This is a genomic window from Faecalibacterium longum (assembly GCF_040094125.1).
GTDB lineage: Bacteria > Bacillota > Clostridia > Oscillospirales > Ruminococcaceae > Faecalibacterium > Faecalibacterium longum.
The window spans coordinates 25,271-42,292 of sequence record NZ_JBBNIH010000164.1 but is presented as its reverse complement, the minus strand read 5'-3'; the positions used below and the strand labels follow the sequence as shown (position 1 = coordinate 42,292).

The 17,022-nt window shown below is 48.2% G+C and carries 19 protein-coding genes; 18 read left to right on the top strand and 1 reads right to left on the bottom strand.

All coding sequences use genetic code 11. From position 1 onward, the window contains the following. Positions 1 to 203 precede the first annotated feature (203 nt). From AAAU26_RS11360 to AAAU26_RS11315, 10 genes are all read left to right on the top strand, one after another. A complete protein-coding gene (locus tag AAAU26_RS11360) occupies positions 204 to 482 on the top strand; it encodes a hypothetical protein (RefSeq protein WP_055187087.1) in 279 nt (92 codons plus the stop codon). Positions 483 to 543: 61 nt separating this feature from the next. Beyond that, positions 544 to 1,932 (top strand): relaxase/mobilization nuclease domain-containing protein, encoded by a 1,389-nt coding sequence (locus AAAU26_RS11355; protein ID WP_158400753.1) that lies wholly within the window; start codon positions 544 to 546, stop codon positions 1,930 to 1,932. A gap of 337 nt (positions 1,933 to 2,269) precedes the next feature. Then, a complete protein-coding gene (locus AAAU26_RS11350; protein WP_158400752.1) occupies positions 2,270 to 3,235 on the top strand; it encodes a helix-turn-helix domain-containing protein in 966 nt (321 codons plus the stop codon). Positions 3,236 to 3,376: 141 nt separating this feature from the next. After that, positions 3,377 to 3,973 carry an MptD family putative ECF transporter S component gene (locus tag AAAU26_RS11345; RefSeq protein WP_097776306.1) on the top strand — a complete coding sequence of 199 codons (597 nt, stop codon included), beginning with the start codon at positions 3,377 to 3,379 and terminating at the stop codon, positions 3,971 to 3,973. After that, the gene (locus AAAU26_RS11340; protein ID WP_431834293.1) at positions 3,937 to 4,725 is read left to right on the top strand and encodes an energy-coupling factor transporter transmembrane component T; all 789 of its coding nucleotides are present in this window, start codon (positions 3,937 to 3,939) and stop codon (positions 4,723 to 4,725) included. Before AAAU26_RS11345 ends, AAAU26_RS11340 begins: the two co-directional genes overlap by 37 nt. Next, positions 4,722 to 6,188 carry an ABC transporter ATP-binding protein gene (locus AAAU26_RS11335; protein ID WP_097776308.1) on the top strand — a complete coding sequence of 489 codons (1,467 nt, stop codon included), beginning with the start codon at positions 4,722 to 4,724 and terminating at the stop codon, positions 6,186 to 6,188. Before AAAU26_RS11340 ends, AAAU26_RS11335 begins: the two co-directional genes overlap by 4 nt. A 126-nt stretch (positions 6,189 to 6,314) precedes the next feature. Then, positions 6,315 to 8,099, top strand: a complete 1,785-nt coding sequence (locus tag AAAU26_RS11330) for an ABC transporter ATP-binding protein (RefSeq protein WP_158400750.1) — start codon at positions 6,315 to 6,317, stop codon at positions 8,097 to 8,099. Then, complete coding sequence (locus tag AAAU26_RS11325; RefSeq protein ID WP_098923950.1) at positions 8,100 to 9,848, top strand: ABC transporter ATP-binding protein; 1,749 nt, start codon at positions 8,100 to 8,102, stop codon at positions 9,846 to 9,848. A 75-nt stretch (positions 9,849 to 9,923) separates the two neighbouring features. Then, positions 9,924 to 10,349: a winged helix-turn-helix domain-containing protein gene (locus AAAU26_RS11320; RefSeq protein WP_097793460.1), complete on the top strand. Its 426-nt coding sequence runs from the start codon at positions 9,924 to 9,926 to the stop codon at positions 10,347 to 10,349. Positions 10,350 to 10,488: 139 nt separating this feature from the next. Further along, positions 10,489 to 10,710, top strand: coding sequence for a hypothetical protein (locus AAAU26_RS11315; RefSeq protein WP_015564162.1), 222 nt, complete (start codon positions 10,489 to 10,491; stop codon positions 10,708 to 10,710). A 122-nt stretch (positions 10,711 to 10,832) separates the two neighbouring features. On the opposite strand, the gene AAAU26_RS11310 is transcribed toward AAAU26_RS11315, so the two are convergent. Then, a complete protein-coding gene (locus tag AAAU26_RS11310) occupies positions 10,833 to 11,189 on the bottom strand; it encodes a helix-turn-helix domain-containing protein (protein WP_227619303.1) in 357 nt (118 codons plus the stop codon). A gap of 426 nt (positions 11,190 to 11,615) precedes the next feature. Between AAAU26_RS11310 and AAAU26_RS11305 the strand changes: the two genes are divergently transcribed. From AAAU26_RS11305 to AAAU26_RS11270, 8 genes are all read left to right on the top strand, one after another. Continuing rightward, a complete protein-coding gene (locus tag AAAU26_RS11305; RefSeq protein ID WP_005939514.1) occupies positions 11,616 to 11,840 on the top strand; it encodes a hypothetical protein in 225 nt (74 codons plus the stop codon). Next, complete coding sequence (locus AAAU26_RS11300; RefSeq protein WP_187156305.1) at positions 11,830 to 12,156, top strand: helix-turn-helix domain-containing protein; 327 nt, start codon at positions 11,830 to 11,832, stop codon at positions 12,154 to 12,156. The genes AAAU26_RS11305 and AAAU26_RS11300 overlap by 11 nt, the downstream gene beginning before the upstream one ends. 414 nt (positions 12,157 to 12,570) lie before the next feature. Further along, positions 12,571 to 12,816: a hypothetical protein gene (locus tag AAAU26_RS11295; protein WP_097783479.1), complete on the top strand. Its 246-nt coding sequence runs from the start codon at positions 12,571 to 12,573 to the stop codon at positions 12,814 to 12,816. Further along, complete coding sequence (locus AAAU26_RS11290; RefSeq protein ID WP_158400747.1) at positions 12,794 to 13,783, top strand: ParB N-terminal domain-containing protein; 990 nt, start codon at positions 12,794 to 12,796, stop codon at positions 13,781 to 13,783. The genes AAAU26_RS11295 and AAAU26_RS11290 overlap by 23 nt, the downstream gene beginning before the upstream one ends. Continuing rightward, entirely contained in the window at positions 13,780 to 14,577 is a 798-nt protein-coding gene (locus tag AAAU26_RS11285; protein ID WP_097781979.1) for a DUF6551 family protein, read from the top strand. Before AAAU26_RS11290 ends, AAAU26_RS11285 begins: the two co-directional genes overlap by 4 nt. Beyond that, positions 14,577 to 14,993, top strand: a complete 417-nt coding sequence (locus AAAU26_RS11280; RefSeq protein WP_227619302.1) for a type II toxin-antitoxin system PemK/MazF family toxin — start codon at positions 14,577 to 14,579, stop codon at positions 14,991 to 14,993. The genes AAAU26_RS11285 and AAAU26_RS11280 overlap by 1 nt, the downstream gene beginning before the upstream one ends. Beyond that, positions 14,965 to 15,126, top strand: coding sequence for a hypothetical protein (locus tag AAAU26_RS11275; RefSeq protein ID WP_158577575.1), 162 nt, complete (start codon positions 14,965 to 14,967; stop codon positions 15,124 to 15,126). Before AAAU26_RS11280 ends, AAAU26_RS11275 begins: the two co-directional genes overlap by 29 nt. Before the next feature lie 117 nt (positions 15,127 to 15,243). After that, positions 15,244 to 16,857, top strand: coding sequence for a recombinase family protein (locus AAAU26_RS11270; RefSeq protein ID WP_158400746.1), 1,614 nt, complete (start codon positions 15,244 to 15,246; stop codon positions 16,855 to 16,857). Positions 16,858 to 17,022 lie beyond the last annotated feature (165 nt).

The following is a 17,022-nucleotide window of genomic DNA, read 5'->3' as shown; positions in this document are numbered from 1 at the left end:
AGGTCTACGCCGCCGACATGGAAGATCTGCGGCAGCGTCTGGATGAACTGATTGACATTGGCAAGCAAATTCTTTCCCAGCTGGCAGAGCTATAAAAATTCCCGCAGTTGGAGGACTGCGGGTGTACATATAATGTTTGACATCCTTGCAAGGTAGTAGTCGATACCTTTATAATAAGGGTGAACAGAAAGGAAGTGCCCGATATGATGTCTATGCTGAAGAAAATTGTTCTTTTCCCGATTTCTCTCTTTGTGGCGTTTCTAGCTCTGATGGCAAGGTGGCTGCTAACCCTGTCCAGCTATGTAGTTGCTCCGCTGATGCTCTACATCTTCGGCTGCGGCATCTACACTGCTTACCGTCAGACTTGGAATCAGTTCTTTATCCTGCTGGTGGCCGAGTTCATCTGCTTCATCCTCTTTTTCGGTGCAACTGCCATCACCGAGGGCATCGGGCGGTTCAGTGAGTGGTTGGCCGAACTGTAAGGAGCATTTTCAACCTTTTGCCGCCTTCGGGCGGCTTTTTCTTTTATGGGGGTGATTTAGCATGGCCGCAACACGGCTGATCGCGCTGCACAAAAACAAAGGCAAGTCGGTTGCGGCCTGTCTGAAAAGCCGTACAGACTATGTACAGAATCCCGACAAGACTGAGCATGGCGAACTGATTAGCAGCTACGAATGCAGTCCTTTGACGGTGGATGAAGAATTTATGCTGTCCAAACGGCAGTATGAACTTGTCACTGGGCGCAGACAAAAAAGTGACGTGATTGCCTATCAGATCCGGCAGTCGTTCAAACCCGGCGAGATCACCGCCGAAGAAGCCAACAAGGTGGGTTATGAGCTGGCAATGCGTTTCACCAAAGGCAAGTATGCGTTTATCGTTGCAACCCACACGGACCGGGAACACATTCATAATCACATTATCTACAACTCCACTGCGTTGGACAGCACCCGGAAATTCCGGGATTTTTTATTGTCCGGGCTGGCTGTGCAACGGTTGAGCGATCTGATCTGCTTAGAGCATCAGCTTTCCGTCATTGAGATAAAACCCTATCGGGAGCGGCAGAAGCGCACACTTTATTCGCCCAAAGAAAGCAATCGTGACTGTCTATGCGGCGTGATCGACAACATTCTGGCGGAAAAACCCAAAGACTACGAAGATTTTCTGCAAAAGCTGGAGCAGCAGGGATACGAGGTCAAGCGAGGGAAATACACCTCCGTCAAAGGCACACGGCAGAAACGATTCATCCGGTTCCGCACTTTGGGTGCAGGATACAGCGAAGAAGAACTGAAAGTGGTTATCTCTGGAGAAGTCGAACACCATCCCCGGCAAAAGCAGAACCGCATCGTACCGGAACAAAAGTTTCAGATGCTGGTGGACATTCAGGCAAAGCTGGCCGAGGGAAAGAGCATGGGGTATGCTCGCTGGGCAAAGCGATATAATCTGAAAGAAATGTCCAAGACGCTGATTTTCTTACAGGAGCATAAAATCGGCAGCATTAAAGAAATGCAAGAACGTGTAGATGCAGCAACTGCTCGCTATCACGAGTTGGGCGATTCCATTAAAGCTGCAGAAGCGCGCATGGCCGAGATTGCCGTGCTGCGGACGCACATCGTCAATTACGCCCGGACACGTCCGGTTTATGATGCCTACCGCAAAGCCGGGTACAGTAAGAGATTTCTGGAAGCCCACCGGGAAGAAATCACGCTGCACAAGGCGGCGAAGGCAGCATTTGATGAATCCAATTTGAGAACGCTTCCCAAGGTCAAAGAGTTAGACGCGGATTATTCCAACCTGCTGACAGAAAAGAAAGCACGCTACCCGGACTATCGAAAAGCGAAAGAAGAAATGCAGGAGCTTCTTCGTGCAAAGAGAAATGTAGAACTGTTCTTTGCAGAGGAAAAGAGCAGCGCAGAAAAAACGAAGTCCCGATAAATGAAGATAGCCTAGGATTCTTCCCTCGTGGAAGAGCCCTAGGCTATCTTTTTTGTTATAAAAGTGTTTAGAACAAACGCGCAGCCTGCATCGGCACGATGCAGAACAAATGGGGTTTGGGCACAGCCCAACAAGCATTTTGCAAAGCAAAATAGCATTTGTATAGACGAATGCCCTGCTTGCTATCGAAAACCTACCTTAAAAGGCCACGGCTGAACCTCCATTCATGGTGTGATCCATCATGGCTCTGGCTACACAAGGAATACAAATTGACTTTTCCGGGTTGGTGTTGTAAACTGTTATTAGCTTTAGCTAACCATAAGGAGGGCGCTCATACATGACAAATCAATACATGAATAATCTTTATCGTGATCTGCTCTCTAATTCACCGCAGACGATCACCATAGATATTCCGACAGACATGGGAACCGGTCAGATTTCGCAGATCGTCACGAAACAGGGAGCAGTTGTTTCAGACTGGAGAATGAATTACTTTTCGGATATGAACGTGCAGGGAGTGAGCAGTGAAGAATACATACAAATGCTGTTCTGCTTCAATGACGGTGTTTCCTGGAATATTGCAGACAACCGGCAAAGTGCCAGCATACAAAAGGGTGAATCCTGTATTTATCGCGGCCACGGGAAAATGGAATATCTGTGCTATTCTAAAAAGAGCGATTTCCTTTTCAAAAATGTGAAAATACCTCTATCCTATTTCTATAAGATTCTGAATGACTACTTTGAGGCTGGTGAGATCGAGGTCTATCAGAAAAAATTATTGGACGGCATATCAAAGGTGAATATCACGCCCTATATGGAACACATTTTTGCGGAGCTGCAAGACTTCACGCAATATCGCGGCGGGTTGGGATACCTGTTTCTGGAAAGCAAGGTCTTTGAGCTGCTATCGGTATATTTGAGCGAGGTCCTGGAGCTGAGTATTCTCGCGTCAACCTACGTTGCAATTTCCAGAAGTGACCGGGATTCCATCATAGAGGCAAAGCGAATTATTGACAGCCAGCTTGCCCTGGCTCCGAGCTGCGAGGAATTGGCGCGGCAGGTCAATATCAGCACTTCAAAATTGACGAAGGGCTTTTCCTCCCTGTTCGGAACATCGGTTCATGCGTATGTCATCGACCAGCGGTTAGAAAAGGCAGCAAGCCTGCTGTTAGAAAGTAATTTGAATGTCAGCCAGGTGGCTATACTGGTGGGATATTCAAAAGCGAGCAATTTCGCAGCGGCGTTCAAAAGGAAATACGGAGTGAATCCGAAAAACTATAAAGCAAAAGCTACGATTGGATAAATGCAAAAATACTGATTTTGGGTAGAATAAAATTGGTTTTGGGTTGGAATCGTGGGCGCAAATTGCTATTATATGTGGTGTGATTAGAGGAAGCTAACCACACCACATTTTCATTTTCTCAGAGATAAGGAGGATACTGGTATGAGTTCCCAGAAAAAAAGTTCCCGGCTTGAGGGAAAAGATTTAATTACTATCGGCATCTACACCGTCATCTATGTCGTGATTGTTATGCTGGTGGCGATGCTTGGCTTTATCCCCGTTTTTATTCCGCTGATGGCGGTGCTGTGCCCTTTGATTGGCGGCATCCCCTATATGCTGTATGTTACAAAGGCTAAAAAATTCGGGATGACTGCAATCATGGGTTTCCTGATTGGCCTAATCATGGTGTTCTTCGGCAACGGCTATCTTACTATGGTAACTGGTCTTGTTGGCGGCCTGTTGGCCGACGTGATTCTGAAAAAGGCGGACTACAAAAGTGCAAAGAGTACAGTTCTTTCCTGCGGCGTGTTCAGCATCTGGGTGTTTGGCAACTTTGCTCCCATTTTCCTGAACCGTGAAAGCTATATGGTAATGTTGACTGAAGGATACGGCGCTGAATATGCAGCTACCCTTAATACATATATGCCTATGTGGATTGCGCCTATTCTGCTGGTTGCCTGCTTTGTGTTTGGCCTTGTCGGAGGTATGATTGGGAAAGCCATTTGCAAAAAGCACTTCCAGCGTGCCGGTATTGCATAATGGCGCGGGAAATTCTGCTCAGCAAAAAAACAGAACAAGGGCTACGGCTCGATCCGCGTACAAAACTGTTGCTCATCTTCATCATAAGCATTTTTGTCATGGGTGGAACAGGCGGAGAAGCTATGGGGCTGATCCGCCTTGTTCTTTGTACGGTTCCGGCTATATTGCTGCTTACCTCGAAACAATGTGCAAAAGCTGTGGGCTATATTGCTATGTTTTCTGCTTTTTATGCTGTTCAAATTTATGTTTTGCCGCACCTTACGGGAATATTGAATTTCCTCGTTCTGTTTACAACAGGATTCTTCTGCCGAATCCTTCCCAGTGTTGCGATTGCTGCCTATGCAGTGAAAACAACAACGGTCAGTGAATTGATTTCCGGCATGGAAAGAATCCATATGCCTAAAGAAGTGACGATCCCCTTAACGGTCATGTTCCGCTTCTTTCCAACTGTCATTCAGGAGTCAGAAGCAATCAGTGACGCTATGAAAATGCGTGGGATTAAACTTGGAGGGAAAAAACCTTCAAAAATATTGGAGTATAAGCTGATCCCGATGATTACCTGCTCCGTGAAAATCGGTGAGGAACTTTCCGCCGCGGCAATTACCCGTGGCCTCGGCGCTCCTGTCAAACGCACAAACATTTGCCAGCTTAAATTCAGTTTTGCCGATGTGGTGCTGATCTTGTTTTGTTGCTTTGTAGTGGTTTGGGCGATTGCTTCCCCGATAATTTCCGCAGGAGGGATTTTGCCATGATAGATTTTCAAAATGTTTCTTTTTCTTATGGTGAAGAGTCCAGCGGCGGAGGGATTAGAAATGTCAATCTCACCATAAACACAGGGGAATTTGTTTTACTCACGGGAGAATCCGGCTGCGGGAAAACAACGATTACCCGTTTGGTAAACGGGCTGGTGCCTCATTATTACGAAGGTAATTTAGAGGGCGATGTCCTTCTGGACGGAAAAAGCGTATCAGATACGCCGCTTTATGACTTGGCTGCTATGGTGGGATCTGTATTCCAGAATCCCAAAAGTCAGTTTTTCAACGTGGATACGGATAGTGAATTAGCCTTTGCCTGTGAAAATTTAGGCTATCCCCAGGAAGATATCCTGAAAAGGATTGACCGTACAGTTTCCGATTATCATATTGAAGATTTGATGGGGCGGAGCGTGTTTGCTCTGTCCGGGGGCGAAAAGCAAAAAATAGCCTGTGCTTCATCAAGTGTATTGCTACCGGGAATTATGGTCCTTGACGAACCATCTTCTAATCTGGATATGGCTGCTATTGATGACCTGCGGCAGGTCTTGAGCCTCTGGAAAAAGCAGGGCAAAACAATTCTGATTGCAGAACACCGCCTTTACTACCTTCACGATCTTGCAGATCGTGTGCTGTATGTAAAAGATGGGGAGATTGAACGGGAATACACGCCTGCTGAATTTGACAGTTTATCGGATAGCACTCGAAAAGAAATGGGGCTGCGGCCGTTTTCTCTCTCGAAGTTGAAACCCGCGAATCAGTATCAGGCGCATACAGCTAAACTGATGGAATTTCAAAATTTCTGCTTTGCGTATAAAAAGCGGGAACCGGAAAGCCTCCATATTCCGAGTGCTGAACTGCCTGTTGGAGAAACGATTGCCATTATCGGCCTGAATGGCGCTGGAAAATCTACTCTGGCCCGCTGTATTTGCGGACTGGAAAAGAAGTGTGGCCTTTTGCAGGTTGACGGGAAAACCCTTGATTGGAAAGCCCGGCTCAAACATTGCTACATGGTAATGCAGGATACCAGCCATCAGCTATTTACCGAAAGCGTGACGGATGAAGTGCTTCTGAGCATGGACAACGAGGATGAAACTGTTGCAGATGAAATCCTTAAACAGTTTGATCTGCTGGAATATAAAGACAGGCACCCGCTTTCTCTTTCCGGCGGGCAAAAACAGCGGGTAGCGATCGCATCTGCCATTGTGAGTAACCGGGAGATCATTGTGTTTGACGAACCAACCAGCGGGCTTGATCTCAAACATATGCGGGAAGTTGCGCGGAGTTTGAAGTCACTCGCGGATCAGGGCAAAACGCTTCTTGTTATTACGCATGATCCGGAGTTGGTGATGGCGGGATGTTCGTATGTAGTCCATATGGAAAAAGGGCAAATAAAAGAAAGCTATCCATTGGACGAATCCGGCAGTAAAAAGGTTTTGGATTTTTTTCGAATCCGCCAGTGAATTTTAGAAATTATGAATGTCAGGGCCGCCTTGACTGGACAGAAAGATAATGATAAGAGGCCGCTTTACTTTGGCGGCCTCTTGTTTTTGAAGCACAGACAGTACGGCTTAATATAAGGAGGGCTTATGTTCAAAAAAATCTTTGAGTACGCAGGGCCATATAAGAAAAATATGTATGTGGCCACGGTCGTTGTACTGGTCAGTGTTCTGCTGGGTGTTTTTCCCTTTGTGCTGGCATATCAGGTAATTGCACCGCTGGTCATGGGGGAGGCAATCACTGCTTCCTTTATCATCCAGCATGTCATACTGGTCTTGGTATGTCTGGTGCTGCAAGCTCTTTTCTATGGCTGGGGCCTGAATCTCTCTCATAAAGCAGCTTATGACACGCTGCTCCGCCTGCGGACGGCTCTGCAAAAACGGTTTGAAAAACTGCCGCTGGGTGTTATTCAGGACAAAGGCACTGGCACCGTGAAAAAGCTGTTCGTGGACGATGTAGACAGTCTGGAAGTTCTGCTGGCACACTCTATGCCGGAGGGCATCGCCAACCTGATGGCTCCCATTGCAGTTTATGTGGCAATGTTCTTTGTAGACTGGAAGCTGGCACTGTTATCTTTGGCATCCATTCCACTTAGCTTAGTTGCCATGATGACGATGTATTCCGTTGGTATGAAGAAAATGGGACCTTACTATATGGCCGGGCAAAAGATGAACAATACCATTATTGAGTACATCAACGGTATGGAAGTCGTCAAGGTTTTCAATAAAGACGCAGATTCTTACGAACGGTTCCGCAAAGATATATCAGATTATCGGAACTATACACTGGCATGGTATAGGGCGGCATGGCCGTGGATGGCGATTTACAGCAGCCTGCTTCCTTGTACCATCATCCTGACCCTGCCTGTGGGTGCATGGTTTGTCCTCTGCGGCTGGTCGACTCTGCCCAATTTGATTTTGGTGCTGTGTCTTTCTTTGAGTATCGGTATGCCGCTGCTGAAATCTCTTGGCTTTCTGCCAACCATGCCCCAGCTCAACTATAAAATCTCCGCATTGGAGCAGGTGTTGGATGCGCCGGAACTTCAGCAGACGGATGATAGATTCCATGGAATAGATGACACCGTTACTTACGACCATGTTTCTTTCGCTTACCAGACAACACAGCCCGGCCCGGATGGAAAGCCCGCAGTGGTTGAGGATGAAGTTCTCCATGATATTTCCTTTACGGCAAAGGCTGGACAAAAAACTGCTCTTGTCGGTGAATCTGGCTCCGGCAAGAGTACCTTGGCAAAACTGCTGATTCACTATTATGACCCGCAAAAGGGCAGCATTTCCATCGGCGGACAGAAACTTTGCGATATGAGCCTTGAAGCATTGAACAGTCGTATCTCCTATGTGGCGCAGGATCAGTATTTGTTTAATACTTCTCTACTGGAAAACATCCGGCTCGGTCGGTTGACTGCAACGGATGAAGAAGTAATAGAGGCCGCAAAGAAAGCTCAGTGCATGGAGTTCATTGAAAAACTTCCGCAGGGCATTCACTCCATGGCAGGCGATGCGGGAAAAATGCTCTCCGGCGGTCAGCGTCAGCGTATTTCTCTGGCGCGAGCAATCTTAAAGGATGCCCCCATTGTAGTTCTTGATGAAGCAACAGCCTATGCTGACCCCGAAAATGAAGAAAAGATGGAAGCAGCCATTGCAGAACTTGTAAAAGGCAAGACCCTCGTGGTGATTGCTCACAAACTGCCCGCCATTATGAATGCCGATCAAATTTGTGTCATCGACCACGGAAAATTGGTAGCAGCGGGTAAGCATCAGGATTTGATTCGCTCCTGCCCTGAATATCAGAAATTGTGGAAAGCCGCACAGGACAGTGCCGAATGGAAAGTACACACTGCAAAGGAGGGAGCCTAAATGTTTGCGATGTTTTCAAGAATTTTGAAACTCTCCGGCCGTTATAAAGGCCGTATTCAAGGTGCATTCGTTTGTGCGTTTTTGGAATCCATTTTGTCAAAAATGCCAATCGTTCTTGCCTTTGTAGTTTTAAGCCGCTTTGCAGCTGACACACTGACCAGCCAGACTTGCCTTTATATCGGCCTTGGACTTGCCGCAGCAGTGTTGGTGCAAATCCTTGTTCATTACCTCAGCGACAGCCTGCAAAGTGCCGCAGGATATTTGATGTTTGCGGATAAACGCATGGAACTGGGCAGCCATCTGCGGAAACTTCCGATGGGCTATTTTACTTCCGGCAACATTGGCAAAATCAGCTCTGTTCTTAGCACGGATATGGTATTCATTGAAGAAGTCGCTATGAGTACGCTGGGCAACATGATGGGCTATCTGCTGTCCTCCTTGATTCTGCTGGTATTCATGTTTTATTTGAACGTACAGCTTGGTTTGATTGCTGCCGCCGTCACGGTTCTGGCATGGCTGGTGTCAAAAGGAATGAACAAGGTTTCCCTGCGGGAAGCCGCAGAGCGGCAGGAGCAGAGCGAACGGCTGACCGATGCGGTTCTATCCTTTGTGGAGGGCATTGGCGTCATCAAGAGCTACAACCTGCTGGGCGAAAAATCAGAAGAATTGACTGACAATTTCCAGCGTTCCAGAAACACCTCCCTTGCTTTTGAGCAGAAAATGACACCATGGACAATGAGTCTGAATATCCTTTACGGCATTGGTATTGCGGCGATTTTCGGCTTGTCGATTGTATTGGAACAGCGCGGCGCACTTCCGCTGGCCTATGTGCTTGGTGTTCTGCTGTTTGTGTTTGACCTCTTTGGACCGCTGAAAGCTCTTTATGGGGAAGCATCTCGCCTTACCGTTATGAATGCAGCTCTTGACCGCATTGAAGCAGTCCTGAATGAGCCTGAACTTCCCGACACGGGCAAGCAGCATCTTCCTGCACAGGCACAGCCGGGACAGCCAGAAGTTCAGTTTAACGATGTTGTATTTGCTTATCAGGACAAAGAAGTTCTGCATCATATCAGCTTTGCCATGAAGAAAGATTCTATGACTGCTTTAGTCGGACCTTCTGGCAGCGGAAAGTCTACTATTGCCAATTTGCTGGCTCGGCTTTGGGATGTAAAATCTGGCAGCATAATAATAAGAGGTATGGACATTCGGAACGTGCCTTTGGCAGAGCTGATGGAGCAGATCAGCATGGTATTCCAGCGAGTGTACTTATTCCAAGATACCATTTACAACAATATCAGCATAGGCAAACCGGACGCCACAGAGGAAGAAGTCTATGCAGCTGCTAAGAAGGCCCGCTGCTATGATTTCATCATGGCGTTGCCTGATGGATTCCAGACCGTAGTTGGTGAAGGCGGTGCTACACTCTCCGGCGGTGAAAAGCAGCGCATCTCGATTGCACGCTGCATCTTGAAAGATGCCCCTATCATCATTTTGGATGAAGCTACCGCAAGCGTAGATACTGATAACGAAAGCTATATTCAGGAGGCTATCTCGGAACTGGTAAAGGGCAAGACACTTCTCGTAATCGCCCACCGTCTGAATACCATCCAGAATGCCGATCAGATTTTGGTCATTGACAACGGCCAGATTGCACAGCAGGGCACGCACGAAGAACTTTTGAAGCAGCCCGGCATTTATCAGGAGTTTGTCAACATCCGAAAGAATGCGGCTGGATGGAGCCTTGCTTAACAAAATTCAGCGTATGCGATGCGGAGCATTAAATGTCTGTGAGAAGTTGTTCACCAAAGATTCTAGAAGAATTCTATGCAAAAAATTGAAGTTATTGTTCGTATCACGAAGGGCCACTGCCCTCCCCAAGAGCAGACGATTTTTGAGTGGATTGAAATGAACCGTGCTGCGCCAGACACTTTGAATTATCCCGGTCTGGAAATAAACTTAGAACACCGTCGTGTTTTCAAAAACGGACAGGAAGTGTACATGAGCCGTTACGAATATGGCGTTTTAAGTTTAATGGCACGGCATCCGGGGCAATTGTTTACAAAAGAGCAGATATTTGAAGCCGTGTGGCATCAGGATAGTGAAAGCTGCCTGACTGCTGTTACCAATACAATTGGACGCATCCGGCAAAAAATCGAGGATGATAGAGCTGCACCTGTCTATATCCGAACGATCTCCAACCTCGGCTACCAATTTATGCCGAACATTTCAGTGAAAAAAGATTCCTTATAACGATAAAAGCCATACTCAATGGGTAACTTAAACCTTGAGTATGGCTTTTATCGTTAGCTGGATAGATAAAAATTGACATCCTTGCAATCGGAAATAATCTTTTCTAAAATATAGAAAAAAGATTTTAGGAGGCGGTAAGATGCAATCCTTCGAAGATGTTCTGAGAGAGTTTGAAGATTTTTTGCAAACGGCATCCTATTTAGAGGTTCTCCCATGTCGATGGGGGTATGTACGGCTTTTTAATGAGGGTGCTCCTATCAACTTCTACGCAGTCTTATGCCGTACCCCACAAGAACTATATGATACGCTAGAAAATGATCTTGCCATTGAAAAAGAGGTTCAAAATCCACAACGAGACTGATTACGAGAAAATTATTGTGTAATTCGTTTGCTTTTCACGTGATTTTATTGAATGACCTGTTAGAATATTGCGTATTCAGACAAAAGAACGCCAGAGAGAAGCGTAACGTCCACTCTGGCAGCTTAGGTGTTTTTGTTCTGTTCTGAAAGTTCTGTCAAATGGATTGCGAGTGACCTTGTGGCATCCAACAGCGTTTTTCGCATTTCTGGCGGACAAGCAAAATAAATCGATTCTAACTCTCGACATTCGCGCTCTGCTTCTGATAAGTTCGGGTTGATAACCGAATCCAGGGAAAGTGGCAGGACATGGAGAATGGCACTTAAAATGTCAAAAGAAGGATTCTGCTTTCCGTTTTCAATATTGGCGATATACTTCACCGAAACATTACTTTTCAGTGCCAGTTGATCTTGTGTCATTTTCATCGCTTTTCGGACAGCTTTTATCTGCTTTCCCAGAGCGATTGCATCTGCATTCGGCATTATCATCACCTCAATAGTATTGTATCGTTCTTACAGAAAGAACGGTATAACATCATCGTTCGGGTGATTTTGTCCTATTGTGCTGATTTATGCCTTTTCCCGGTCGAGTTATAAAAAAACGGTAACTCGTCCGGGAGATTTCACGCGCTATTCGATCACAGTTGCCGTTTGTGGAGGTAACTGTGATTTTTTATTGGGGTAACGCATCAAAAAAAGCCTGTCTGCTGCCGTAGACCAGAATGCCAACAAACCGGCACAATCGTTCTGCTTCACCACCCATAATCATGCCAATGTGCAATATTGCGCCAGCTTCCCACTGTGGGAGGCTGGCGTTTTTGCGCTTTTAAGGGCAAGGTGTCGTGGGCCACCACGATCCTTTTTGTCCGAATGCTCACATTCCGTAAAATAACTGGAGGATTATTGATAATGAAATCGACCTATTTGCTTCCGTGGTTCAAGATGACCACATGGTACTTCCGACTGTCTCGATTGCTGGAAGTTTCCAACGTCAAAAAGCGCACCAAAAATCATAGTGCTGATGCCGACCGTATTTTCATGTTGGTGAAAAATCATGTGCTGGCCGTATCCGGCATGGGAGATGAAGCTCCGCCCACTCCCGGCGGAAGAAACGGAGGGAGTGATGTATTATGATCCTACTGCAACGGGTGAACGAATCCAAAACCTCCGAAAAGACCGTGAAGTGACACAAGAACAGCTTGCCATCGACCTGAACATCAGTGACCGCTACATGAGAAATCTGGAGAAGGGTGAGAAAGTTCCGTCTGTCGACCTCTTTGTGGAGCTGCGGGAGCGATTTGGCTCCTCGCTGGACTACATCGTTTTGGGCGTGTCTGCATCCCAGCGGGAGCAGGAACTGCAAGATCAGCTGCAAATGCTCCGCAAAGAACTGAAAGAAATGCAGCGGCGGATTCTTGTTATGCTGGAAATGCTGGGCGAATCTGCTTGATCAAACGCTTTACTGTTGTAAACCGGAACGATTGGTTCCGGTGAAAATGGCAAAACCGGAACTACTGGTTCCTAACGAGAACTTCAGTTTTCAAGTACACTATGGTCACAGCAAGGGCAGCCCCCCAACAGGGGACGACAAACCCGAAACTGTACCGTGTACCTTGAAAATTGAAGAAGCAGCTTTTCGGCACTTCCAGACAATGATACTTCCGTAATTCGCGGCCCGGTCAGAAAGCAGACGGGGTGGCTGAGATGCCAATGGAGCGGTGCAAATCCGCCGCCGAAAAGTTCCCACCTCCGGGGTGTCGAGGACAAATAGGAGAAAAACAGTATTTTTCAAACCACCAGTTGAGGATTTCTCGGCTGGTGGTTTTACATTTCCCATCAAAATACCGATATGGAGGAAATCTATATGAGTCGATTTTATAACAACTGCGTAGACGAAGCCAGCTTGACTACCCTCTGCCCGATTTGTCTGGATTCCTTTCAGGGGGCAAAGGGCGTTCGCGTCCGGCGCGCAGACCCTAAGCAGAAGATCAAGGATGTCTGCACCTACTGCCAGATTCGCTATGGTTTCGATTATTATGTACAGCCCGATAAGAACGCTGGGCAGTATGTGAAGCGAGGCCATTTCGATGATGAATCTGAATGCGCTTAAAATCGACCCGGAATTTCAGGGCAAGATCCCGCCCCTGAATTTTGAAGAAGAACAACAGCTTGAGCAGAACATTCTCCACGAAGGGCGGCTGCTGAATCCCATTATCATCTGGAATGGCTTTATTCTGGACGGGCATACCCGCTACCGCATCCTGCGGAAGCATCCGTTCATTGTCTACCAGATACAGGAGATCGAACTGGATAACCGTTACGCAGCTCTCTCATGGATCTGCCAGAACCAGCTTGGACGCAGAAATCTCGACCCGGAACGGAAGAAGTTTCTGATGGGCAAGCTGTATGAATCCGAAAAGCTGGCACGGGGCGGCTCCAAAGAGCGGGCACACGATGAGAACGGACGGTTCACCTCAATGGTTCAAAATGATCCATTGAGGGCAAAGCAGCTCTCCACCTGTGAGCGCATTGCCGCACAAAACGGCGTTGGGGCGGCTACCGTAAAGAGAGCAGAGAAGTATGCCAAAGGCGTAGACGCTGCGGAAGATGCAGTCCCCGGTGCAAGAGAAGAAATCCTAACCGGGCGCATCAAGGCAACGGATGCAGAAATCACCGCCTTGGCAAAAACGCCAAAAGCAGAAATCCCTGCGGCTCTCGCAGAATTGCGGAAGCCAAAGCAGGAACGTCAGCCCCGAAAAGCCGAAACATCTTCTTCAAAACAAACGCTTTCTGAAATCAGCAAAAGCATCCAAGGACATCAACGCCAGCTTACTACTGAAGAAAGAACCTTTCTGAAAGCATCCATTGACAACCGCTATCAGGAACGAGCCGTTGCAAACGGCTCCCTGATGATGTGCGAGGTACAGGGTGCCAAAGAGGACTTTATTCGCCGCTGGAATACGATTTTCAAAGAATACCCGGATGTTTTTGAAGATTCGGACTGCCGCAAGATCATTCATGACTTGACCGAAGATGCCGTACAGTATCTTCTGAAAATAAAGGAGAAAACGCTATGATGCTTTCTAACCTGAATCTTTCCAGCCTGCCGGAGTGCAACTTCGAGGTGCGGTACGTTGACAGCGTTCTGCTGAACCCCTGCGCCGAATATCAGCGGCTGCTCCGTATGGGCAAGGTTGCACGAATCGCAGCAAACTTTTCGGAGTACATCGCCAATGAGCCGAAGGTCAGCTACCGGGATGGCCGCTACTTCGTCTTTGATGGTCAGAACACCATTGAGGCACGGAAAACGTGCAACGGTGGGCGTGACCTCCCGATTCGCTGCAAGGTATTCTACGGCCTTTCTAAAGAGCATGAAGCTCTGCTGTTTGCTGTGCAGACAGGCATTTCCAGCGAACTGACCGCTGGTGAACAGCTTCGTGCCAAACTGGTGGCACACGAAGAAAACGCCTGCGATTTTGTTTCGGTAACGGAGGACACAGGCGTTCGGTTTGCACTGGATGGGATTCGTGCCCCGTGGAAAATCTACTGCATCCGCTCGGCTTACTACATCTACAAGAGCTACGGTGCATCACTTTACCGTGAAATGCTGAGCGTTCTCGTAGACGCTTGGGGTGGCGATTCGGATTCGTTCCTGTCTGGCATCCTGCACGGCATGGCTCGTTTTCTGGCTCTGTATCAGGGCGAATATAGCCGGGAACGGCTAATTCTCCGGCTGCGCACAGTGCATCCCAAGACCATCACCCGGTTGGCACAAAACGACACTGGCAATGTGGCAGACCGCCACATGAAACAGATCCTGTCCATCTACAACGGTGCTGGCCGTGCCCACAGTCTGCCTTGCAAGCGGTGATGAGCATGATTCCAGTCAACCGAAAGTTTCTGCGCGGTGATATTTACTACGCCAATCTGGAGCCGCACCTTGGCTCCGAGCAGGGCGGTATCCGCCCTGTGGTCGTGGTGCAGAACAACACCGCAAACTGCTATTCGCCCAACCTCATTGTTGCGCCTGTCACATCCAATACTGCAAAGAAGCCCGATCACCAAGCCCACGTTCTTGTGGACGGTAATCGGGCTTTTTTGCAGCCCTCTATGATCTTGGCAGAATCTGTTCAGACCATCAGCAAGGGACGGCTGATCCGCCCGATGGGGCGGTTGAGCATCCCGGAACTCATTCGGCTTAATTATGCGCTGCTGTATCAGCTCGATTTGAACGAATGGGTATGGAGAAAGGAGGCCTATGAACGCTATCTGCGATACCACCGCTAAATCTGAAACTCTTTCCGTCAAAGGCTGCAAAGTCAAGATCACTTATGCGCCTGCGGATACGGACTGTCTGGATGCCATCCAGAAACTATTGCAGACCACCATTCTGCGGACGGCAGGACACACTGCTGCCTGACATCCTTGTATTCCTTAACTGCGTGAGATAAGATAAAATCGAACTGAACCTTGAAAACCTGATATGGACAATATCCGTTTGATTTTGCTTTTCTCGCCAAAAGAAAGTGAGAATGCAATGAAAAAACGCGTTTATACCTTATACCGTGTTTCGACAAAGGGACAGGTCGAGAAAGACGACATCCCCATGCAGAAAGAAGCCTGCCGCAACTTTGCAGAAAGTCAGGGCTGGGAGATCGTCAAGGAATTTTCCGAAAAAGGCGTTTCCGGCTTTAAGAAGTCTGCCAAAGAGCGTGACGAACTCCAGAAAATTCAACAGGCCGCGATGGAGGGCAAGTTTGACATTCTGCTGGTGTTCATGTTTGACCGTCTCGGTCGCCGTGATGATGAAACGCCCTTTATCGTGGAATGGTTCACGAAGCAGGGCATCGAGGTCTGGAGCGTGAACGAGGGACAGCAGCGGTTCGACACCCATGTGGACAAGCTGATGAACTACATCCGCTACTGGCAGGCATCCGGCGAGAGTCTGAAAACCTCTGTCCGTACCCGGACAAGGCTGGAACAGCTCACCGGGGAAGGTCACTACACGGGCGGCACCGTGGCTTTTGGCTACAAGCGTGTCCGCCTTGGTCGGGTGAACAAGAAAAATCAAGAGGTCTGTGACCTTGTGATCGACGAAGCGGAAGCTGAGATCGTCCGGCTGATTTTCCACAAGTACGTTTACGAGGGCTACGGCGCACAGAAGTTGAGCCACTATCTTTATGAACAGGGAGTCGTAGGACGGAACAACAAAAATATCCCCAACACCAGCATCGTTCGGATGATCAAGAACAAAGGATACACGGGCTACCTTATCAATGGTGCAGTGGAAGCCGAGTGCCCACAGCTCCGCATCATTGAACCAGAATTGTTCGAGCAGGCACAGGAACTGCGGCAGGCACGCACTTGTGAGCGTGGCGGCACTTCACTGGGCACCAGCTCCAAAGCCCTTTTGACCGGGCTGGTTTACTGCGGTCACTGCGGCAACCGCTTGAGCCTGACCAGCAGCGGACGGACACACACCTACGCCGATGGGCATACGGTGAAAGAAGTCCGGCCCCGGTATAGCTGCTTTTATAAGATCCGGCATCCGGGTGACTGCGATGGGCAGTCTGGCTACGGTGTTTCCAAGCTGGATTCCATCGTGGAAGAAGTTGTCCGGCAGATCTTCGCACAGTTCCGGGAAGTTTCCCGGAAGAAGCTGCTGGAATCGGTCAAGACCAACGATGCCGCCCGCATCCAGAAGAAGGTCAAGAAAATCCAGAAAGACTTGGAAAGCAAGCAGAAAGAACTGGACGACCTGAAAGCCGAAACCATTCTGGTCATCCGGGGCGTAAGTGCCTTGGACAAAGAACTGCTGGGTACACTGGTAGCCGAGGCAAGAGAGGCTTTGGAAACTCTGGAAAAGCAGCTTGTTCAGGCGCAGGAAGAATACGAAGAAGCCACCAAAACGGCAAAGCGCAGCAACTACATCTGCAACGAGCTGTTTACATGGGCGGATGTGTACGACACCGCCAACCACGATGAACGCCGCGCTATCTTGCAGCAGTTCATTGCGGAGATTCGTGTCCGAAAAGACTACGAAATCTCGATCACCCTGAACGCCAGCTTCAACCAAGTGGAACAGCTCAAGGCTGTGTCAACCTACGATGGTGCGGAAATTTTTGAAGGAATTTCCGAGAAGGGAGCATAAAAGCGATGCACTTGCCCGCAGAACTCTGCAAAATGCAAAGAAAGAAGCGTGAAACCGATGGATTTTCAAAAAGTACATGGATGACCCCACCCGGTTCGCATCCGACTTCAGGGTTCGGAGCCCGGCACGGTCCGCCAAAGTTTTTTAGGCATAAAAAACGCCGCA